Annotated in this window: 21 protein-coding genes and 1 pseudogene; 10 read left to right on the top strand and 12 right to left on the bottom strand. The window is 62.3% G+C overall.

Going from position 1 to position 17325, the window contains the following annotated elements; all coding sequences use genetic code 11:
* Window positions 1-79: 79 nt before the first annotated feature.
* On the bottom strand, window positions 80-718 hold the full coding sequence (locus tag FZ934_RS02640) for a helix-turn-helix domain-containing protein (protein ID WP_246737911.1): 639 nt from the start codon (window positions 716-718) through the stop codon (window positions 80-82).
* 9 nt (window positions 719-727) lie between these two features.
* On the bottom strand, window positions 728-919 hold the full coding sequence (locus FZ934_RS27995) for a hypothetical protein (protein WP_246737829.1): 192 nt from the start codon (window positions 917-919) through the stop codon (window positions 728-730).
* A 135-nt stretch (window positions 920-1054) separates the two neighbouring features.
* Between FZ934_RS27995 and FZ934_RS02645 the strand changes: the two genes are divergently transcribed.
* The gene (locus tag FZ934_RS02645; protein ID WP_153269799.1) at window positions 1055-1402 is read left to right on the top strand and encodes a nuclear transport factor 2 family protein; all 348 of its coding nucleotides are present in this window, start codon (window positions 1055-1057) and stop codon (window positions 1400-1402) included.
* A 4-nt stretch (window positions 1403-1406) separates the two neighbouring features.
* Here the strand turns inward: FZ934_RS02645 and FZ934_RS02650 are convergent, their stop codons facing one another.
* The 4 genes from FZ934_RS02650 to FZ934_RS02665 all read right to left on the bottom strand — a co-directional run bounded on the left by FZ934_RS02650 (window position 1407) and on the right by FZ934_RS02665 (window position 4787).
* The gene (locus FZ934_RS02650) at window positions 1407-1910 is read right to left on the bottom strand and encodes a hypothetical protein (protein ID WP_153269800.1); all 504 of its coding nucleotides are present in this window, start codon (window positions 1908-1910) and stop codon (window positions 1407-1409) included.
* Window positions 1911-1985: 75 nt separating this feature from the next.
* Entirely contained in the window at window positions 1986-2561 is a 576-nt protein-coding gene (locus FZ934_RS02655; RefSeq protein WP_153269801.1) for a TetR/AcrR family transcriptional regulator, read from the bottom strand.
* Between the two features lie 174 nt (window positions 2562-2735).
* A complete protein-coding gene (locus tag FZ934_RS02660) occupies window positions 2736-4226 on the bottom strand; it encodes a hypothetical protein (protein WP_153269802.1) in 1491 nt (496 codons plus the stop codon).
* A 231-nt stretch (window positions 4227-4457) separates the two neighbouring features.
* A complete protein-coding gene (locus FZ934_RS02665; protein WP_153269803.1) occupies window positions 4458-4787 on the bottom strand; it encodes a hypothetical protein in 330 nt (109 codons plus the stop codon).
* 196 nt (window positions 4788-4983) lie between these two features.
* On the opposite strand from FZ934_RS02665, the gene FZ934_RS02670 reads away from it, so the two are divergent.
* Both FZ934_RS02670 and FZ934_RS02675 read left to right on the top strand, forming a co-directional pair.
* A complete protein-coding gene (locus FZ934_RS02670; RefSeq protein WP_113363272.1) occupies window positions 4984-5586 on the top strand; it encodes a superoxide dismutase in 603 nt (200 codons plus the stop codon).
* A 106-nt stretch (window positions 5587-5692) separates the two neighbouring features.
* Complete coding sequence (locus FZ934_RS02675; RefSeq protein ID WP_153269804.1) at window positions 5693-6541, top strand: metallophosphoesterase; 849 nt, start codon at window positions 5693-5695, stop codon at window positions 6539-6541.
* Between the two features lie 3 nt (window positions 6542-6544).
* Here FZ934_RS02675 and FZ934_RS02680 read toward each other — a convergent pair whose 3' ends face one another.
* Window positions 6545-7444, bottom strand: a complete 900-nt coding sequence (locus FZ934_RS02680) for an AraC family transcriptional regulator (RefSeq protein WP_246737830.1) — start codon at window positions 7442-7444, stop codon at window positions 6545-6547.
* Window positions 7445-7623: 179 nt separating this feature from the next.
* On the opposite strand from FZ934_RS02680, the gene FZ934_RS02685 reads away from it, so the two are divergent.
* Entirely contained in the window at window positions 7624-8403 is a 780-nt protein-coding gene (locus FZ934_RS02685; protein WP_153269806.1) for an SDR family NAD(P)-dependent oxidoreductase, read from the top strand.
* 2 nt (window positions 8404-8405) lie between these two features.
* On the opposite strand, the gene FZ934_RS02690 is transcribed toward FZ934_RS02685, so the two are convergent.
* Window positions 8406-9110, bottom strand: coding sequence for a helix-turn-helix transcriptional regulator (locus tag FZ934_RS02690; RefSeq protein ID WP_153269807.1), 705 nt, complete (start codon window positions 9108-9110; stop codon window positions 8406-8408).
* Window positions 9111-9239: 129 nt separating this feature from the next.
* Here FZ934_RS02690 and FZ934_RS02695 point away from each other — a divergent pair, with 129 nt between their 5' ends.
* The 3 genes and pseudogenes from FZ934_RS02695 to FZ934_RS02705 all read left to right on the top strand — a co-directional run bounded on the left by FZ934_RS02695 (window position 9240) and on the right by FZ934_RS02705 (window position 11485).
* Window positions 9240-9878 (top strand): LysE family translocator, encoded by a 639-nt coding sequence (locus tag FZ934_RS02695; RefSeq protein WP_153269808.1) that lies wholly within the window; start codon window positions 9240-9242, stop codon window positions 9876-9878.
* Between the two features lie 145 nt (window positions 9879-10023).
* A pseudogene (locus FZ934_RS02700) lies at window positions 10024-10475 on the top strand (c-type cytochrome).
* Window positions 10476-10570: 95 nt separating this feature from the next.
* Window positions 10571-11485, top strand: a complete 915-nt coding sequence (locus FZ934_RS02705; protein ID WP_153269809.1) for a cytochrome c — start codon at window positions 10571-10573, stop codon at window positions 11483-11485.
* Window positions 11486-11500: 15 nt separating this feature from the next.
* Here FZ934_RS02705 and FZ934_RS02710 read toward each other — a convergent pair whose 3' ends face one another.
* Both FZ934_RS02710 and FZ934_RS02715 read right to left on the bottom strand, forming a co-directional pair.
* Window positions 11501-12079 carry a type 1 glutamine amidotransferase family protein gene (locus tag FZ934_RS02710; RefSeq protein WP_153269810.1) on the bottom strand — a complete coding sequence of 193 codons (579 nt, stop codon included), beginning with the start codon at window positions 12077-12079 and terminating at the stop codon, window positions 11501-11503.
* 53 nt (window positions 12080-12132) lie between these two features.
* Entirely contained in the window at window positions 12133-12627 is a 495-nt protein-coding gene (locus FZ934_RS02715; RefSeq protein ID WP_153269811.1) for a GNAT family N-acetyltransferase, read from the bottom strand.
* 291 nt (window positions 12628-12918) lie between these two features.
* On the opposite strand from FZ934_RS02715, the gene dmeR reads away from it, so the two are divergent.
* From dmeR to bla, 3 genes are all read left to right on the top strand, one after another.
* Window positions 12919-13191: a Ni(II)/Co(II)-sensing transcriptional repressor DmeR gene (gene dmeR / locus FZ934_RS02720; protein ID WP_056825144.1), complete on the top strand. Its 273-nt coding sequence runs from the start codon at window positions 12919-12921 to the stop codon at window positions 13189-13191.
* A 23-nt stretch (window positions 13192-13214) separates the two neighbouring features.
* Window positions 13215-14216 (top strand): CDF family Co(II)/Ni(II) efflux transporter DmeF, encoded by a 1002-nt coding sequence (gene dmeF / locus FZ934_RS02725; protein ID WP_153269812.1) that lies wholly within the window; start codon window positions 13215-13217, stop codon window positions 14214-14216.
* Window positions 14217-14281: 65 nt separating this feature from the next.
* Window positions 14282-15172, top strand: a complete 891-nt coding sequence (bla, locus tag FZ934_RS02730) for a class A beta-lactamase (protein WP_153272342.1) — start codon at window positions 14282-14284, stop codon at window positions 15170-15172.
* Window positions 15173-15229: 57 nt separating this feature from the next.
* Here the strand turns inward: bla and FZ934_RS02735 are convergent, their stop codons facing one another.
* Complete coding sequence (locus tag FZ934_RS02735; RefSeq protein WP_153269813.1) at window positions 15230-15703, bottom strand: hypothetical protein; 474 nt, start codon at window positions 15701-15703, stop codon at window positions 15230-15232.
* A gap of 112 nt (window positions 15704-15815) precedes the next feature.
* Window positions 15816-17324, bottom strand: a complete 1509-nt coding sequence (locus FZ934_RS02740) for a protein adenylyltransferase SelO (protein WP_153269814.1) — start codon at window positions 17322-17324, stop codon at window positions 15816-15818.
* Window position 17325: the final 1 nt, after the last annotated feature.

Consider the following 17325-nt stretch of genomic DNA (forward strand, 5'->3'; position numbering starts at 1 on the left):
CTCTCGTTCGATGGACGAGCTCTAGCAATCTCGATGCAAAGCTGACGCACTGAAACGCTCAAAAAGCGTCCGTATGCGCTCAAACCTCAGCGACTTGCTTTTCCGGCGCGCCGGACCGCATGCGTTCGGCAAATCGGCGTGGGGATCGATATCCTGTTGCAAGAGCGGCCTCGCGAAGGGAGACGCCATCGTCTGCGAGCATGGCGGTTGCAAGCTCGATCCGGACCTCTGTGAGCAGCGTGCGCAGTGAAGTCTCTTCGCCCGCGAGCCGACGTCTCAATGTAGCGTTGCTGGTCCCAAGTTCGGCAGCGATCATGTCGGCGGTCCAGGCTCTGTCCGGTTGCCAACGAACGAGCCCGCGAACGGCGTCTCCCGTCGTCTGCGCCTTGAAGGGCAGGGCGCCACGCATGCCGAGAACCATCAGCACTTCCATCACCCGATGTTCGATCAGCGCTGCAGGCAGGTTGCCGGCAACGATGCCTTCGCCCGCATGATGGATGGCGCTTGAAAGAGCCGCGTCGAGCGGCAGATCGAGTTGCCCGCTGTTGCGCCGTGGCGGAAAGGCGCGGCTGGCGCGCGCAACCAGTTCGTCCGGGAAATCGATGAAGATCGCGCGGTAGACACCCGTTGCAGGGTCCGGATCGTTGACCACGTCGCCGCGCCAGCCGCCGGGCAGGACAAGTACGGTGCCTGCCGCGAACCGCAGTTGCCGGCCCATCGTCACGACCTACTTCGAACCTTCCACGATCACGACGATCGAGGCGCGCGGAAAGGAACAGCCGGCGATGCGTTCGCGTTCGCGGGTGACGAAGGAAAACAGAGCCGACGCACGCAAGGCGCCATCCGGCAGTGCGGAAGGACGATTGTCCCGGGCCGCCAGTTTCAGCAGCCGCTCCAGTATGTGTTCGACGTCGGACATTGGTGGCTCGCGGTTGGTTCGGCAGCGATCCTAACGATCGCCGTCGATATTCCAAGCCGTCCGGCACGGCGCAGGACTATTCTGCTGGTCTTTTGCATCTGCGACCACACCTTACCCGCCAGGAGGAGAAGCAGGATGACCGATGAAACCGACACCGTGCGCGAGAAGACTGTGCGCGCCCTCTACGCCGCCTATATCGATGGCCGCAAGGATATCGTCGCGGCCATGCTGGCGGAGGACTTCACCTTTTCCAGCCCGCGCGACGACCATATCGACCGCGACGCCTATTTCGACAGGTGCTGGCCGAAGCCGCCGCCATTCGAGGGCATGGAGATCGAATATCTCGGGCTTGCGGAGGATCAGGCGGTGGTGCGCTATCGTGCGATCAAGCGCGGCGGCGGAGCGTTTCGCAACATGGAAACGCTTCGCTTCAAGGGAGATAAGGTCGCGGCCGTCGAAGTCTATTTCGGGCGCGAAGCCTGAGGTGTCAGCCGACCGCGCGTCGTGCCTGGCGGCGCGAAACGATGAACGCCTGCGCAAGGCTGCCTGCTGCAAACAGCACGACCCATGCAAGCAGCGCCGCCTTCACCGGCGGCGAGTCCGGGCCGTTGCCGATCGGATGCGCAGGCGGCAGCCGCGACAGCGTTTCGTTGATGCCTGGAACCCAGAGCAGGAAATAGGTGAAGGAGAAGCCCAGGTTCCTGAGATAGGGGATCAGCCGGCCGAGAAAGCTGAGCTTCGGCAGAAGAAGACAGATAGCCGAAACGAGGAGCACGATGATGGCAAGCGCATGCCCCGCGTTGAAGCCGCCGCTGGACGAGAGGCCGAAGGCGCTGATCGCGGAAAGCGCCAGCGAGGCGAGATAGACCTTGCCGACTGATGTCTCCGGTCGGATTGCCCGATATTTCGCGAAGCTGTAAAGCCCGGCAACGGCGGGAATGATGCTGATGGCGGTGTGGATTTCTCCAAGAAGCGAAAGCGGATTGGCCATGTCGAATGCTCCTGTTTGGACCGACTAGTTGGTCGATTTCGGGGTCAAAAAATGCAATGCCTTATGGTTAGTGGGCTAGCCGGCGAGTCGCTGCAGTGCCGCCTGGGTAATGCTGGAAAACAGATCCGCATCGCCGCCGGCGACGCGGGCGGCGAGCATGGCGCCATGTACGCTGGCGACCAAGACCCGCGCACTCTTCTCGGCGTTGTCGGGGCTCTTCAGGTCGCCACTTCGTAACCCCTCGTCGATGAAGATTGTGAGGCGGTCGATCAGTTCGTCGAAATGCGCCTTTACCTGCTCGGCGACTTCAGGCGGAAGACTCGGCAGTTCGGCCGCGAGCAATGCGGCGATGCAGAAGGGCGCGTTGTTATCGCGGATGCATTGCTCCCAGAAACCGACATAGGCGGCAAGCCGCATGTCGGCCTGCGTGACTTGCGCGGCCATCGCTCCCATTCCATCAGCCGTCGCCTGCCGGTAGCGGGCGATCACGGCAACGGCCAGATCCGCCTTACCGGGAAAGTGATGATGGATCGTCGCCTTGCCGACGCCCACCTCGGCGGCGATGTCAGCATAGCTGAAGGCGTTGTAGCCGCGCGTGACGATCAGGGATTGGGCGCTGTCGAGGATGCGAGAGTAGGTATCGGTTGCCATGACGATTTGTCTACCGACTAGTTGGTCGGGAGTCAACGAGGCGACGGATGGCTCGCGGAGATGTGATGCCGGGCCGGACAGGTCACGCCCGGCATCGTCGTAGTCTCTTAGGCCGGCGTCATGGCCGGATCGGCCACCGCGTCGGTCACGATCCAGCCGGAAGGCCGGACGGCATCATTCCGCCGGCGTCAGCCGGGGATCGACAAGATCGCCGGAGAGGCGGAGCGACTTTTCCGAAATGTCGATCATCGGCGTGAAGGTGGCGGCCGGCATGCGCGGCTCCTCGGTCCGTTCGCTTGACGACAGCGGGCCAGGGCGTTCGCTGCGGGCGACCTCGAGCTGTCCCGTCAGGATTGCGCGCTCGGCGCGCAGCTGACGGATTTCGGACTTGGCGATCTCGAGGCTCGTGCGCAGCTGGCCGATTTCGTGCCGGTCCGAATCCATCCGCGTGTCCATGTCGCGGCGGAGCGCGTCGGCATCGCGGTCGCGCTGCAGCCGCAGGCTGTCGGTCTCGCGCAGCTTGAGCGTCAGTTCGTTGGACTGGCTCGCAAGTTCGCGACGAGCCGCCTCGCTTTCGGCGCCTGACGTCCGCGCGCGCTGCAGCTCTTCGTTCAGCCGCTCGGTGCGCGAAAGCGATGTCGAGAGTTCGGAGCGAACCCGCTTCAGTTCGGCGCGCGCAGCCTGCAGTTCCTCGTCGGTGATCCGGTTGCGGCCGTTGGCCGTGACCAGCAGCTTTTCCACCAGCTCGGCCTTCGAGCCGATTGCCTCGTGCTTGGTTGTCAGGTGGGCGATCTCGAGCGCCGAGGATGCCTGCAGCGTTTCGAATTCCATTTCGAGCCGCTTGTGGCGTTCTTCGAACAGCGCGAGATCCTGCTTCAGGCTCGCCGTCGTCATCTGCAGATTGCGAACGAGCGCTTCCTGCTCCATCAGGCCGCTTTTCAGCTGGCTGCGCTCTTCGTTGAGACGGGCCATCTCGCGGGCCTGGACGCCGTTCTCGCGGCGCGAGGTTTCGATCAGCAGCTGGTGGGCCGTCGTTTCACCGTCGAGCTTCTCCCGTGTGTTCGCCAGTTCGCGGCTGCGCTGATCCAGCTCCAGCTGCGTCCGCTTCAACAGCGCCGATGCCTCGTCGAACTGGATGGCGCGATCGCTGAGCTCGCGTTCGGCGTCGAGCAGCCGGGTCTCGACGATGGTGAATTCTTCGCAGGTGACCCCGTGAACGCCCTGCAGCTTGGTCAGCTCGTCGCGCAGCGCCTCTGTCTCGGAGCGCAACTGGCTGTTGTCGTTGCGGAAGTCCTTGTTCTCGCCGCTCAGCCGCGCATTGTCCTGATCGGCCTTCTGGCGGGCATTGCTCTCATATTCGAGAAGCGAGCTGATCCGCGCGCATTCGGCGCGCAGCGCGCCGGTCTCGGTCAGCGACTGGCTGTGCGTTCCGAGCAGGCTCGACACGCGCTGCTGCAGGGAGGCGATGCTGGACATCAGATCCTCTGACGTCCGCTGGCTTTCTTCCAACGCCGATCCGAAGGCGGAGAATTCGTTGACATCGGCAACGCTATAGCGAAGCGGCTCGCCGCCCGTTGTTCGCTGTTCGGTTATCGATGTTGGCCGGTAACCGGCTGTCGGCTGCGGCCGACCGTCTTCTCCGCGACGAAAAAAGCTCATGACCATGACTCGTGCCCCAAAAGTACTGTCAAAAAACGCCAGTGAAATATGGACTTCAGCTAAATAAGCGAATTGTCGAAAATTGTGCCGATTCCTAACCCCGTACTGCGGGTTGCATCTAGAAACGCCTATGTATGCCTGTCAAAATACGGCAGATGACAATCAACAGGCTTCTTGGGGTAGCGGTCGTTTGGGCCGGGTTCTGTGGGATTTGTGCAACAGCTCATTTCTGGCCGGTCACTCCTCCGGCAGGAACCGGATTTGTTCCGTATTGAGCTCGCTGCCGAGCTCCACGTCTTTCGTCCGCTTGTCGAAGATGCAGAAGTAGCTGACGAAGCCGTTGGCGCCCTTCGGCTTGCCGGTAACGAGCGCCACGCCGAAGTGCTCGCTGCCAAAAGGATCGACGATCGCGTGCGGAAATTCGATCGCGGCCCGCGCCGCGATTTCGCACTTGCCCTGAACTTCCGTGGCGAATTCCTGCCAGACGTCCCCGGAAGAGGCGTGCGCTGAAAAAGCGCCGGCGAGCGAAGCAAAAAGGATGCCGCAACGGATCGTCCAATCTGGCATGATCAACCCCATCTTCTCTTCTGCGCCGCCGGTGCATCATCGTTGATTTGCGCCTTGGATGCCAAGCCCTTAGCGGAGACAAATTTTCCTTCGCGCCCGCCTTTTTTGATAATTCGCAGGTTGCCTCACAGGGCTTGCGCTCCTATGTTCCCGCTCACCTGCCGATCACGCAAACTATTGCCAATAGGAGACGACAATGGCTTTCGAATTGCCTGAACTTCCCTACGACTACGAAGCGCTGCAGCCTTTCATGTCGAAGGAGACCCTGGAGTTCCATCACGACAAGCATCACAAGGCTTATGTCGACAACGGCAACAAGCTCGCGGCCGAAGCTGGTCTCGCCGATCTTTCGCTCGAAGAAGTCGTCAAGAAGTCTTTCGGCACCAACGCCGGTCTCTTCAACAACGCTGCCCAGCACTACAACCACGTCCATTTCTGGAAGTGGATGAAGAAGGGCGGCGGCGGCAACAAGCTGCCTTCCAAGCTCGAAGCAGCTGTCAACTCCGACCTCGGCGGCTACGACAAGTTCAAGGCTGACTTCGTTGCAGCCGGCACGACGCAGTTCGGCTCCGGCTGGGCATGGGTTTCCGTCAAGAACGGCAAGCTGGAAATCTCCAAGACCCCGAACGGCGAAAACCCGCTGGTTCACGGCGCGACCCCGATCCTCGGCGTCGACGTCTGGGAGCACTCCTACTACATCGACTATCGCAACGCCCGCCCGAAGTACCTCGAAGCCTTCGTCGATAGCCTGATCAACTGGGACTACGTCCTGGAGCGCTACGAAGCCGCTACCAAGTAAGGCCGGCCTAGCCGACTGGACCCGACGCCCGGTGCTCAAACGTACCGGGCGTTTTTCGTTTGGGGGGCGTCACAGGCCTGTCACGCAGGATGCCTAAAGCACCGCCATGACACATGTTTCCGATACTCCGCTTTTCCGCTTCGGCATCGTCGCAGACCCGCAATATGCCGACATCGAGCCGCATATGGCGATGAACCGCTACTATGCATCAAGCCTCGGCAAGCTTGCCGATGCGATCGAGGTCTTCAACGGCGAGGATCTGAGCTTCGTCATGACGCTTGGTGATATCATCGACCGGGACTTCGCGAGCTTCGACGACATCCTGCCGGTTTACGAGCGCTCAAGGCACGAAGCACTGTTTCTCCTCGGCAATCACGATTTTTCCGTCGCGCCCGAGCATCTGGCCTCCGTCGCCGAGCGTGTGGGCCTCGCCTCGCCATACTACAGCTTCATCAGGCGCGGCTGGCGCTTCATCGCCCTGAACGGAAACGAAGTCAGCACCTTTGCACCGCCATCAGGGCATCCGCATCGCGCTCTTGCGGCAACCATGCTTGCCGATCTCCGCGCAAAGGGAGCAATCAATGCGCAGGAGTGGAATGCTGCCTTGAGCGACGAGCAGTTCGCCTGGCTGGAAAACGAGATCAAGGCCGCGACAAAAGCCGGCGAGCGAGTGGTCGTCATGAACCACTACCCCGTCTATCCGCCGAACGAGCATGACTGCTGGGACCGCGAGCGCATCATCGCATTGCTGACCGCGAATGACTGCGTCTCGGCCTATTTCAACGGCCATAACCACGCCGGCAATTTCGGCAAGCTCGGCGGCTGCTACTTCGTCAATTTCAAGGGCATGGTCGACACCGAAACTGAGAACACGTTCGCAGTCGTCGAGGTCTGGGGCGATCGCCTGGAAATCCGGGGCTTCGGCCGCGAGGACGACAGGACGTTGCTGCTCTGACCCCTATGCCGCCGTTTCGATCTGCAGCGCCTTGATGTCGGTCACGTCGCGCTTTGGCGGCACGCCGAACATGCGGCTGTATTCGCGGCTGAACTGCGAGGCGCTTTCATAGCCGACCTGGTAGGCGGCACTCGCAACGCTGGCACCATCGGCAACCATCAGCCGCCGCGCCTCCAATAGCCGCATGTGCTTCTGATATTGCAGCGGCGTCATCGAGGTCAGCGTCTTGAAGTGCTGATGAAACGACGAGGGGCTCATCCGCGCGATGGCGGCAAGCTCTTCGATGCGGACCGGTTCGGAGAAGTTGTCCCGCAGCCTGTAGATGGCGTCGGCAACCCGGCGCGTATGGCTGCCGGGCAGGGCGAGCTTGCAGATCTCGCGGCCGTTCGGCCCGGTCAGCAGCCAGTAGCAGATCTCCCGCATGATCGAGCGCGACAGCACCGGGATTGCGCCGAGGCGGTCCAGAAGCTGCAGCAGGCGCCGGATACAATCCTCCAGCGTGGCATCGAGATCCTGAACGAAGACGGTGGCGATGCCGTCGCCCGCCGGCTTTGGCGGGCTCGCCATTTCGTCCATGACCTCGCGCATGATGGCCGGGTCGAAGTCGATGTTGAGGCCGAGATAAGGCGTGTCGGGGCTCGCCGCCACGATCTGTCCAGCGGCGGGTATCTCCACCGTGACGATGAGAAGCTGGTTCTCGCCGTAGTCGAGCACCCGGTCGCCTGCCGCGATCTTCTTGGCGCCCTGCGCGACGAGGCAGATGGTCGGTTTGTAAATGCGATGGTGCGGCATTACGGGCTGGCTCGCGCGCGTCAGCACTAGGCCGTCGATCGCCGTATGCATCATCCCGTCCCCGCCGCCCATGGCGTCGATGTAGCTGGCGATCACGCTCTTCAAATCCATGGCCGCGTTGCTCCTCGCGTTCATTCGGCAGGCATCCGGCATGAGCAGATCTTATGCTTCTCTCGCGGTCCCGCAAGGCGATTGGAGGAATAGGCAAGAAATTCGAGAGTTCCGGCATTCAAACAAAGCCCATGCAAGGCGTATTTTCCGTCCATCGACTTTCACTGAAGGAGACGGAAATGTCGGACGAAAATAGAGCAAATCCAACATCTAAGCTCGCAATCATCACCGGCGGCAGCCGCGGCCTCGGCCGCAATACGGCAATCAGTCTGGCGCGGCGTGGCGTAGACGTCATCATTACATATCGCTCGAATAAGGCGGAAGCCGATGCCGCAGCGGCGGAGATTTCGGCGCTCGGAACCAAAGCGTTTGCGATCGCCCTCGATACCGGCAAGGTGTCAAGCTTCGGTGCTTTCGTCGAGGAGGTGACATCGGTCCTGCGATCGCTCGGCCGGACGAATTTCGACTACCTCGTCAACAATGCCGGCATCAGCCATCACGCCCCGATCGCCGAGGTGACGGAGGAGGATTTCGATGCCCTCTGCAACGTCCATTTCAAGGGTGTGTTCTTCCTGACGCAGAAGCTGCTGCCGCTGATTGCCGATGGCGGCCGGATCATCAACGTATCGACGGGGCTGGCGCGCTTTACCGTTCCCGGCTTGGGTGCCTATGCATCGATGAAGGGCGCCATCGAGGTCCTGACCCGCTATCTCGCCAAGGAACTCGGCAGCCGCGGTATTGCCGTCAATACGGTCGCACCGGGCGCGATCGCCACGGATTTCAGCGGCGGCCTCGTTCGCGACAATCCGACCTACAACAAGCTCGTTGCGGATTCCACCGCACTTGGCCGTGCCGGACTGCCTGACGATATCGGTCCGATGATCGCGTCGCTGCTGTCGGAAGACAACCGCTGGGTCAACGGGCAGCGCATCGAGGTTTCGGGCGGCGCGAACCTCTAGGCTCAAAAGCTCGATGCCGCGGGCGGACGTTCCGTCCAGCCCGCGGTCCACAGACCCCGCAACTGGTCGCCTTCACCCTTGAAGTAGGCATCGACGGTCTCGCAATGCTCGACGCGGTCGGAGCGGAAGTTGCGGATCGCCGACCGCAATTCGCACCACCCGACGATGTTGGTGGTCTGCGAATAATAGATCAGCGCGATCGGTCGGACGGTTCTCTCGGTCGCGCGGCCGAGTTCATCGCGGTAGTCAAGGCTGAGCTTCTGTTCGTCGCGGATCGCGCGCCTGATAGTGCCGAGATCGACGCTGACAGGCGCCTCGGCGGCCGATCCCCAGGCATAGAGCGCCCGCCGGTTCATTGCTTGTCGCAGCGGCGTGGGGACAGCACCGGCGATCTTCTGGTTGACGCGCTTCGCGGCCTGTTTCAATTCCTCGTCGCCGGTTCGCTCTAGCAGCGCCAGAGACAGCACGATCGCCTCGACTTCCTCGATCGAGAACATCAGCGGCGGCAGATCGAAGCCCGGCCGCATGATGTAGCCGATGCCGCGCCCGCCTTCGATCGGCACGCGCATCGCCTGCAGGGCGGCGATGTCCCGGTAGATCGATCGGACGGTCACCTCGAGCGCTTCGGCCATGGCAGCCGCCGTCAACGGCTGCCGCGCCAGCCGCAGCATCTGGATGATCTCGAAAAGGCGCGAAGCCTTGCGCATTTAGCCTCCCCACAAGCCGACGCTCCTGACAATACACTGTCAGTTGGGCTCCCGTATAGATTTCCCTATCGATCTGAAAAATAACGAACCTTCGAGGAAGGTCGTTCGAATAGGGAGCCTGCAACTGACATTACCTACACACAAAATCTCTGGCTCTACTTCACGCTCCTGTTCGGCATCATCGTCGTGCCCGGCATGGACATGCTGTTCGTGCTGGCGAATTCGCTGACGGGCGGGCGACGGACCGGGATGGCGGCGACGGCCGGCATCATGGCCGGTGGCGTCGTGCATTCGCTCTATGGCGCAATCGGCGTCGGGATACTGGCGAGCCTGCTGCCATCCCTGTTCAATCCGCTGCTTTTCGCAGGCGCCGCCTATATGGCCTGGATCGGATACACGCTGATCCGCAGTTCGATCGTCGTGAATAGCGTCGAGGCCGATGCGTCGCGTTCCAGCTGGCGGGCCTTCCGCCGCGGCGCGGCCACCTGCCTGATGAACCCGAAGGCCTATCTGTTCATGATTGCCGTCTATCCGCAGTTCCTGAAGCCGATCTATGGGCCGATATGGCTTCAGGGCATCGTCATGGGCGCGATGACGATGGCGACGCAGGCCGCAATCTACGGAACTTTGGCCCTGACGGCGGCCCGCAGCCGCACTCTTTTGGTCTCCAATCCGGGGGCGACCGTGATGGTCGGGAGGGTGGCTGGCGCGCTTCTCGTCGCCGTCTCGATCCTGACTGCCTGGCAGGGTTGGCGGATGCCCGGATGAGCGGTGTTGTGCGAACCGATTAGAATACTGAAATGATTGCGCTATCACCCACTTGTTACTTCGTGCCGGGCATAAGTTTGACATCATGCCGCCGTTGAAACGAAGCGCCGGGCTTCGGATCTCGGTATCGAAGAGGAGTGAAGATATGCGCATAAAAGCAATTGCCGCGGCGGTTCTGGTCGCGGGCATGGGGTGAGCACGGTCTTTGCGGCCGGCGAAGGAACGCATGATGCGCGCGTTGCAATGATGAAGAAGATCGGCGGCGCCACGGGTTCGCTCGCTTCCATCGCCAAGGGCGAGAAGCCCTATGACGCCGAAGCGGTGAAGACGGCGCTGGCGACGATTTCGGAAACCGCCAAGGCCTTCCCGGATCAGTTCAAGCCGGGCACGGAAAACGCCTCCGCGGATTCCGAGGCAAGCCCGAAGATCTGGGAAAACATGGATGACTTCAAGGCGCGTGCGCAGAAGCTTTCGACTGATGCCGATGCCCTGGTTGCGCAGCTTCCCGCCGATGCCGCGGGCGTTGGCGCTGGCCTGAAGACCCTCGGCGCGAGCTGTGGTGGCTGTCATCAGAACTACCGAGTGAAGAAGGATTAGCCGACCCGATCGCCATCGTTGCGATCCGCCGTGGCCTTGCCCGCCCGGCGGATCGCTTTATGTTTGAGCGCCTGTAGTGGCCAAGGGGGCGGAATATGGTTCGCAGGTTTATCCGGTTTCTACTCTGTCTCGTCGGCATCGCGGTTGTCGGCGGCGCGGTGTTTTACGTGATAACGGCGCCGAACCCACTGCGCGACAGCCACTGGTCCGGGCTCGGCGAACCCGATGTGAAGAACGGCGAAACTGTCTTCTGGGCCGGCGGCTGCGTCAGCTGTCATGCCGCCCCCGGCGCGCAAGGCGATGCCAAGCTGGTGCTGTCAGGCGGACTGGCGCTGAAAAGCCCGTTCGGAACATTCCATATCCCGAATGTCTCCCCCGACGAAAAGGCCGGCATCGGCAGCTGGACGCTCGCCCAGTTCGGCAACGCCATGAAGCGTGGCGTGGCGCCGAACGGCGAGCATCTCTACCCGTCGTTCCCTTATGGCTCCTATGCCCGGATGACGGACAAGGATGTCAACGACCTGTTCGGCTATCTCAAGACGCTGCCGAAGAGCGCAAACGTTGCGCCACCGCACGAGCTGCCGTTCCCGTTCAATATCCGGCTCGCTCTCGGTGGATGGAAGTTCCTGTATTTCAACGAGCAGCCGCGCGTCGCGCTTGAAAACCCCGACGAAAAGGTCAAGCGAGGCCAGTATCTCGTGGAGGGTCCCGGCCATTGCGGCGAGTGTCATACGCCGCGTGACGCACTCGGCGGCTTCAAGCCGGGCATGTGGTTGGCTGGCGCTCCCAATCCGGAGGGCGAGGGCCGTATCCCTGACATTACCCCTGGCTCGAAAACAATAGGCTCATGGAGCGAGGGCGATATCGCCAATTATCTCGAAACCGGATTTACGCCTGATTTCGATTCAGCCGGTGGATCGATGACGGAAGTCCAGCAGAACATCGCCCATCTGCCGAAATCGGATCTCGAAGCGATCGCTTCATATCTCAAGGCCGTCCCGAGTCATTAAGGCGTCGATTTCGCCTCAGGCGGCCTTCGGCTGGTGCTCGGCGCCGAACATCAGCACATATTGATCGAGCTCGTCGCCGCTATGGCCGAGCGCGCGATAGATTTCCGCCGCGAATGTCACGGGCGCGGAGCCTGCCGCCGTGATGACCTTGCCGTCGCGCACCGCATGCGGTTCGTCGCGATAGCGTGACTTGCCGGTATATCCGGGAGCCATGGCGATGAAATCCGGGGCATTGCTGGTGTGGGCGACGCGGTCAAGGACCCCGGCGCTGGCGAGCGGCAGTGTCGCGCCGCAGATGCCCGCGACGACCTTGCCGTGCGCCATGAAGTCTTCGATGATATCAGCGACGTCGGGCGCCTTGTCCGTTTCCCAGATGGTGCCGCCGCACAGCACGAGCGCGTCGAATGCGTGGGCATGAAGATTGTTCGTGCTGATGTCAGGGGTGACGCGCATGCCGCCCATCGATCTGACGTCGGCGCCATCGGGCGAGGCCGTCACGACGTCGAAGCCGAAATAGGTGCGCGCCGAAGCCGTCAGCGGCGCAACCTCCCAATCGGCGAAACCTTCGGTGAGCAGGATTGCAAGTCGCGTCATTGCCTTCTCCTTGCCGGGCCATCTCCTCAGGGGGAACGAGCGGCCATTGCCGCCTACGCCAGAGCTTGCATATAGCGCATGCCGGTGACGGGGCGAGGGACGAAGTCCATGTTCTCGTAGAAGCGGTGCGCCTGCACGTTGCCGGTCGCGGCGCTGACGGAAAGGTAGGCGCATCCTGCAGCGCGGGCGGTATCGCGGGCGCGGTTGACGAGATGCTGGCCGATGCCGTGGCCGCGGTGGCCGTCGCGAACGAAGAGGTGATGCAGGTCCATGCCGCGCGCGCCGTCCTGCGCCCTGTAGAGCGGGACAAGAATGGCGTAGCCGATCAGGCGATTGTCGGTTTCGGCAACCAGCGCATTGATCCACGGCACAGGGCCGAAGAGGTCGCGTTCGAGCTGCTCGGGGGTAGAGGCTGCGGCGTCGCCATGATGGGTGGCGAGAAGTGCGATCATCTCGTTGAGTTCCGGCAGATCACGCGGCTTAGCAGCACGGATGTTGATCACCGGCGGGCGGATCAATGAAATTTCGCTGTCTTCGATTTCAATCATGGTCCTGCGTCCTTTTGTGGTTTTCTGCCGTCAGGACGCTGCCGATACAACAAAGCCGCCTGACGGCGGCTTGTTGACAATATGATCTTGTCCAGCCGCCCTTTACAGGTACAGCCAAAAATACGAGCTGGTGATGTGCGCGTTCTTGATCATGCGCAGATACATCGGCGGAAACGCAGTCGTTGTCAAGCCGCCCCCGAAACGCCGGGAGCCCGTGGGTGCGCGGAGATCGAACTTGTCACCCAAGCGCATCTATTATAGGGTACCCCCCTATTCTATTTTGGAACGACGATGTCTCACACCACGCATCACAAGAAGAAACTCCTCGCCAGGGTCGGCCGGCTGAAGGGTCAGATGGAAGCCGTCGAGCGCGCCCTGGAAGGTGAACGGCCCTGCGGCGAGATCCTGCAGCTGCTCGCCTCCATTCGCGGCGCGCTGAACGGCCTGACCGGAGAGGTTCTCGACGATCATCTGCACGAGCATGTGCTGCACGCTGCCGATGACAAGGCGAGGGGCGAGGCGGTGCAGGAAATATCGGAAGTATTGCGGACCTACATCCGCTGAGGACGACTGGAAGGAAAGCCATCATGGCTGCGCATACCGAAGGCTCCGAACACGAGCATGTCTTTCTCGGCGACGACCATGACAATAACGCGCGCAGGGTTTGGCTGGTCATCGCCCTGACGACGGTGATGATGGTGATCGAGATCGCCGCCGGCACCTATTATGGTTCCATGGCGCTGGTCGCCGATGGCTGGCACATGTCGACGCATGCCAGCGCGCTGCTGATCGCGGCCATCGCCTATGTCTACGCGCGCCGGCAGGCGCACAATCCACGCTTCACCTTCGGAACCGGCAAGCTCGGCGATCTCGCCGGCTTCGCGAGCGCAATCATCCTCGCTCTGATCGCGCTTCTGATGGCCTGGGAGAGTGTCGTGCGCATCCTTCACCCCGTTGCGATCAGCTTCAGCCAGGCGATCGGCGTGGCGGTGGTCGGTCTGCTGGTCAATCTTGTCAGCGCCTGGATCCTCAAGGACAACCATCATCACGCGCATGGCCACCACCACGGGCACGGCGACCACGCTCATCACGGGGCGCATGCGCACCACGGGGATCACGCCCATTCCGGTGCGCACGCTCACCCGGGTGCGCATGCGCATCATGCGACCGACAACAACATGCGCGCCGCCTATGTGCACGTTATCGCCGACGCGCTGACCTCGGTTCTTGCTATCGTCGCGCTGCTGCTAGGCAGCTACTATGGCTGGCTGTGGCTCGATCCGCTGATGGGCATCGTCGGTGGCCTGATTATCGCCCAGTGGGCGGTTGGCCTGATGCGCTCGTCCGCGACCGTTCTCCTCGACGCGATACCGGATCGGCAGAAGCTGCCGAAGGAGATCCGCACCGCGATCGAAACCGAAGGGGAGCGCATTACCGATCTGCATGTCTGGCAGGTCGGGCCCGGCCATCACGCTGCCATCGTTGCTCTGACCGCGCCGGTCGCCCGCTCGCCGGCCTTCTACAAGGCGAAGCTCGAGCGTTTCCCCGAACTGTCCCACGTCACTGTCGAAGTGACGCAGGCGGCCTGACGCGACGCGAGCGAGCCATAATCTCCTTCTAGCGATAGTATGGAATGATTCGTTCAGAGGGTTTCATGCATCGCTTCTCGATCCGCCGCCGCGCGCTTCTCGGCTCTGCCCTGTTGTCTCCGGCGCTGTTCCTGCCATCCTGGGCTTGCGCGGCGGAGAGCGATGACGAGATCGATCGCCGCATTGCCGCGCTTGAGAAACAGATCGGCGGCAGCATCGGTGTCTCGGTCATCGACACGCAGACGAACATCAGCTTCGGCTACCGCGAAACCGAGAGCTTTCCGCTGTGCAGCACCTTCAAGGTGCTTGCCGCCGGCTTCGTGCTGGCACGCGTCGACAAGGGCGAGGAAAACCTCGAGCGCCGCATCACTTACGACACCGACAAGCTGGTGACCTATTCCCCCGAGACCGGCAAGCATGTCGGCGGCGATGGCATGAGCGTCGGAGACCTGTGTCATGCGGCCATCACGCTCAGCGACAACACCGCCGCCAACCTGCTGCTCGAAAGCTTCGGCGGCCCCAAGGAGTTGACCAACTGGCTGCGCACCTTCGGAGATGCTTCAACCCGGCTCGACCGCTGGGAAACCGATCTAAACGAGGGAAAGAAGGACGACCCGCGAGACACGACGACGCCGGACGCGATGCTCGACACCCTGGGCAACCTGACGCTCGGATCGGTGCTGTCGGAGCCGTCGCAGAACACTCTTGTCGAATGGATGGTGGCGAATACGACCGGCGGAGCGCGCTTGCGCTCGGGGCTTCCCGATGGCTGGAAGATCGGCGACAAGACCGGCACCGGCAACAACGGCTGCGCCGCCGATATCGCCATCGCCTGGCCGCCAGGCCACGGACCTCTGCTGATGACGGTCTATGTCAAACAGGCAAGCGCGCCGGTGGCCGACATCAATCCTGTTTTCGCCGAAGTCGGCCGCATCGTTACCGACATGGTCGGATAAGGCTTTCTCTTCAAAGAGATGCGACGGAAACGTGAATCTCCGTCGCATTCAGGTGAATCAGTTTGTGAGGACTTCAGGCGTGCCGACGATCGTGTCCGCGTCGGGCTTGTCCTCGCTGTCGGCGCCGGTCAGTTGCCGCTTCACTTCCTCCTGGATCTTCTTCTCGATGGCCGCGCGTTCTTCCGGGGGCATGGACGCCAGTTCGTCTTCGGTGATCCCGAGGCTCTTGAGAACGCTGTCGCGGATACGCTCCGCCGGCGTCTTGTCGGCAAGCTCGGTGAACTCGGAGACGACGGCGTCATGGCGGGCTTTCGAAGCGTCCTCGGTGCCATCCATGGTCACCGTACCGCTTGCTTGCAGCGCCCACATGGTGCTCGAGATCGATGTCGGCGTGGTGCTTGGCTGCAGCGCCGCGCCGCTCTTGAAAACGCTGACTTCGGTATCGCCAGTCTGTTGCTTGTTGCGCTGGCCGGATTGGCTGAAAAGGTTGGTCAGTCCATAGGTGCTGGAAACGCTGCTGCCGATCTTCATGAAAATTCCCCCTGAAACAATGGGCGGGAGAATGGCGCGCAAGGCCTGCCCGGAGCTTGCATCCGTAAAGGAGTGCTAAGCGTGGCAGTGGCGAGGGGAAGGGCCTCGCCCGTCAGGTGCCGCAGAAGGTCTGCAGAACGCGCTCGTCCGGCTTCGGCGGCTCCATGTAGAATGCAAAGTCGGGTTGGTCGTCATAGGGCTTGGCGAGAACCGCAAGCAGCGCTTCGAACAGCGAGAAATCCGCATCCTCGACGGCCGCGCTGATCGCCTGCTCGATGCGATGATTGCGCGGAATGAAGGCGGGGTTGACCGCGCGCATCGCCGCCCGGCGAACCTCCTCCGTCCGGCCGTCGTCGCGGGCTAGGCGATCGCGCCAGCGGCCAAGCCATTCGCGCGCGCCATCAGGCTCGCGGAAGGTTGAGAGGAACAGCGCCTCGCCATCACCAGCAACAGCAGCGTCGGAGAGGCGACGGAAGGCGAGGGTGAAGTCGGCCTGGCTCGCCTGCATCGCGGCAAGCAGCGACTGGATGAGCTCCAGATCGCCATCCTCGACGGTGGCGAGGCCGATCTTCTCGCGCATGCCGCGCAGCCAGTGGATCTGGAAGCGTTCGCCATACTGCTGGATCACCGCATTGGCGAGTTCGAGCCCCTTTTCAGCATCGGCATCGAACAGCGGCAGCAGGGTTTCGCCAAGCCTTGCCAGGTTCCATTGGCCGATGCCGGGTTGGTTCGCGTAGGCATACCGCCCGCCCTGGTCGATCGAGGAAAAGACTTTGCCGGGATGATACTCGTCCATGAAGGCGCAGGGGCCGAAATCGATCGTCTCGCCCGAGATCGTCATGTTGTCGGTATTCATGACGCCATGGATGAAGCCGACCTGCAGCCATCTGGCGATCAGGGCAGCCTGCCGCTCACAGACGGCCTCATAGAGCGCCAGATAGGGATGGTCCCTGTCCTTGAGCTCCGGATAGTGCCGGTCGATGACATAATCGGCCAGCGCCCGCACGCCGTCGGTATCGCCGCGCGCCGCGAAGAACTGGAAGGTGCCGACGCGGATATGGCTTGCCGCGACGCGGGTAAAGACGGCACCCGGCAGGATGGTCTCGCGATAGACGGGCTGCCCCGTCGAAACCGCCGCAAGCGCCCGGGTCGCCGGGACGCCGAGCGCGTACATCGCCTCGCTGACGATATACTCGCGAAGCACCGGGCCGAGTGCCGCCCGGCCGTCGCCACGGCGCGAATAGGCCGTCTGACCGGCACCCTTCAACTGGATATCGCGGCGCTGACCATTCCGATCGATCACCTCGCCGAGCAGGATCGCCCGCCCGTCACCGAGCAGCGGTACGAACGAGCCGAACTGATGCCCGGCATAAGCCATCGCCAGCGGATCGGCACCGTCGGGAATGAGATTGCCCGAGAAGATCGCCGCGCCGTCTCGCTTCCGCGCTTCGATGTCGAGGCCGAGTTCTTCCGCAAGCGCTTCGTTCAGCTTGATCAGCCAGGGCTCGGCGGCCTGCGAGGGCGCCTGACGCGTGAAGAATTGCTCAGGCAGCCGCGCATAGCTGTTGTCGAAGGCGAAGGGCGCGTCGATTCGGTCGGTGTCTGGCAGGATCTGTGTCATG

Source organism: Rhizobium grahamii (assembly GCF_009498215.1).
Lineage (GTDB): Bacteria > Pseudomonadota > Alphaproteobacteria > Rhizobiales > Rhizobiaceae > Rhizobium > Rhizobium grahamii_A.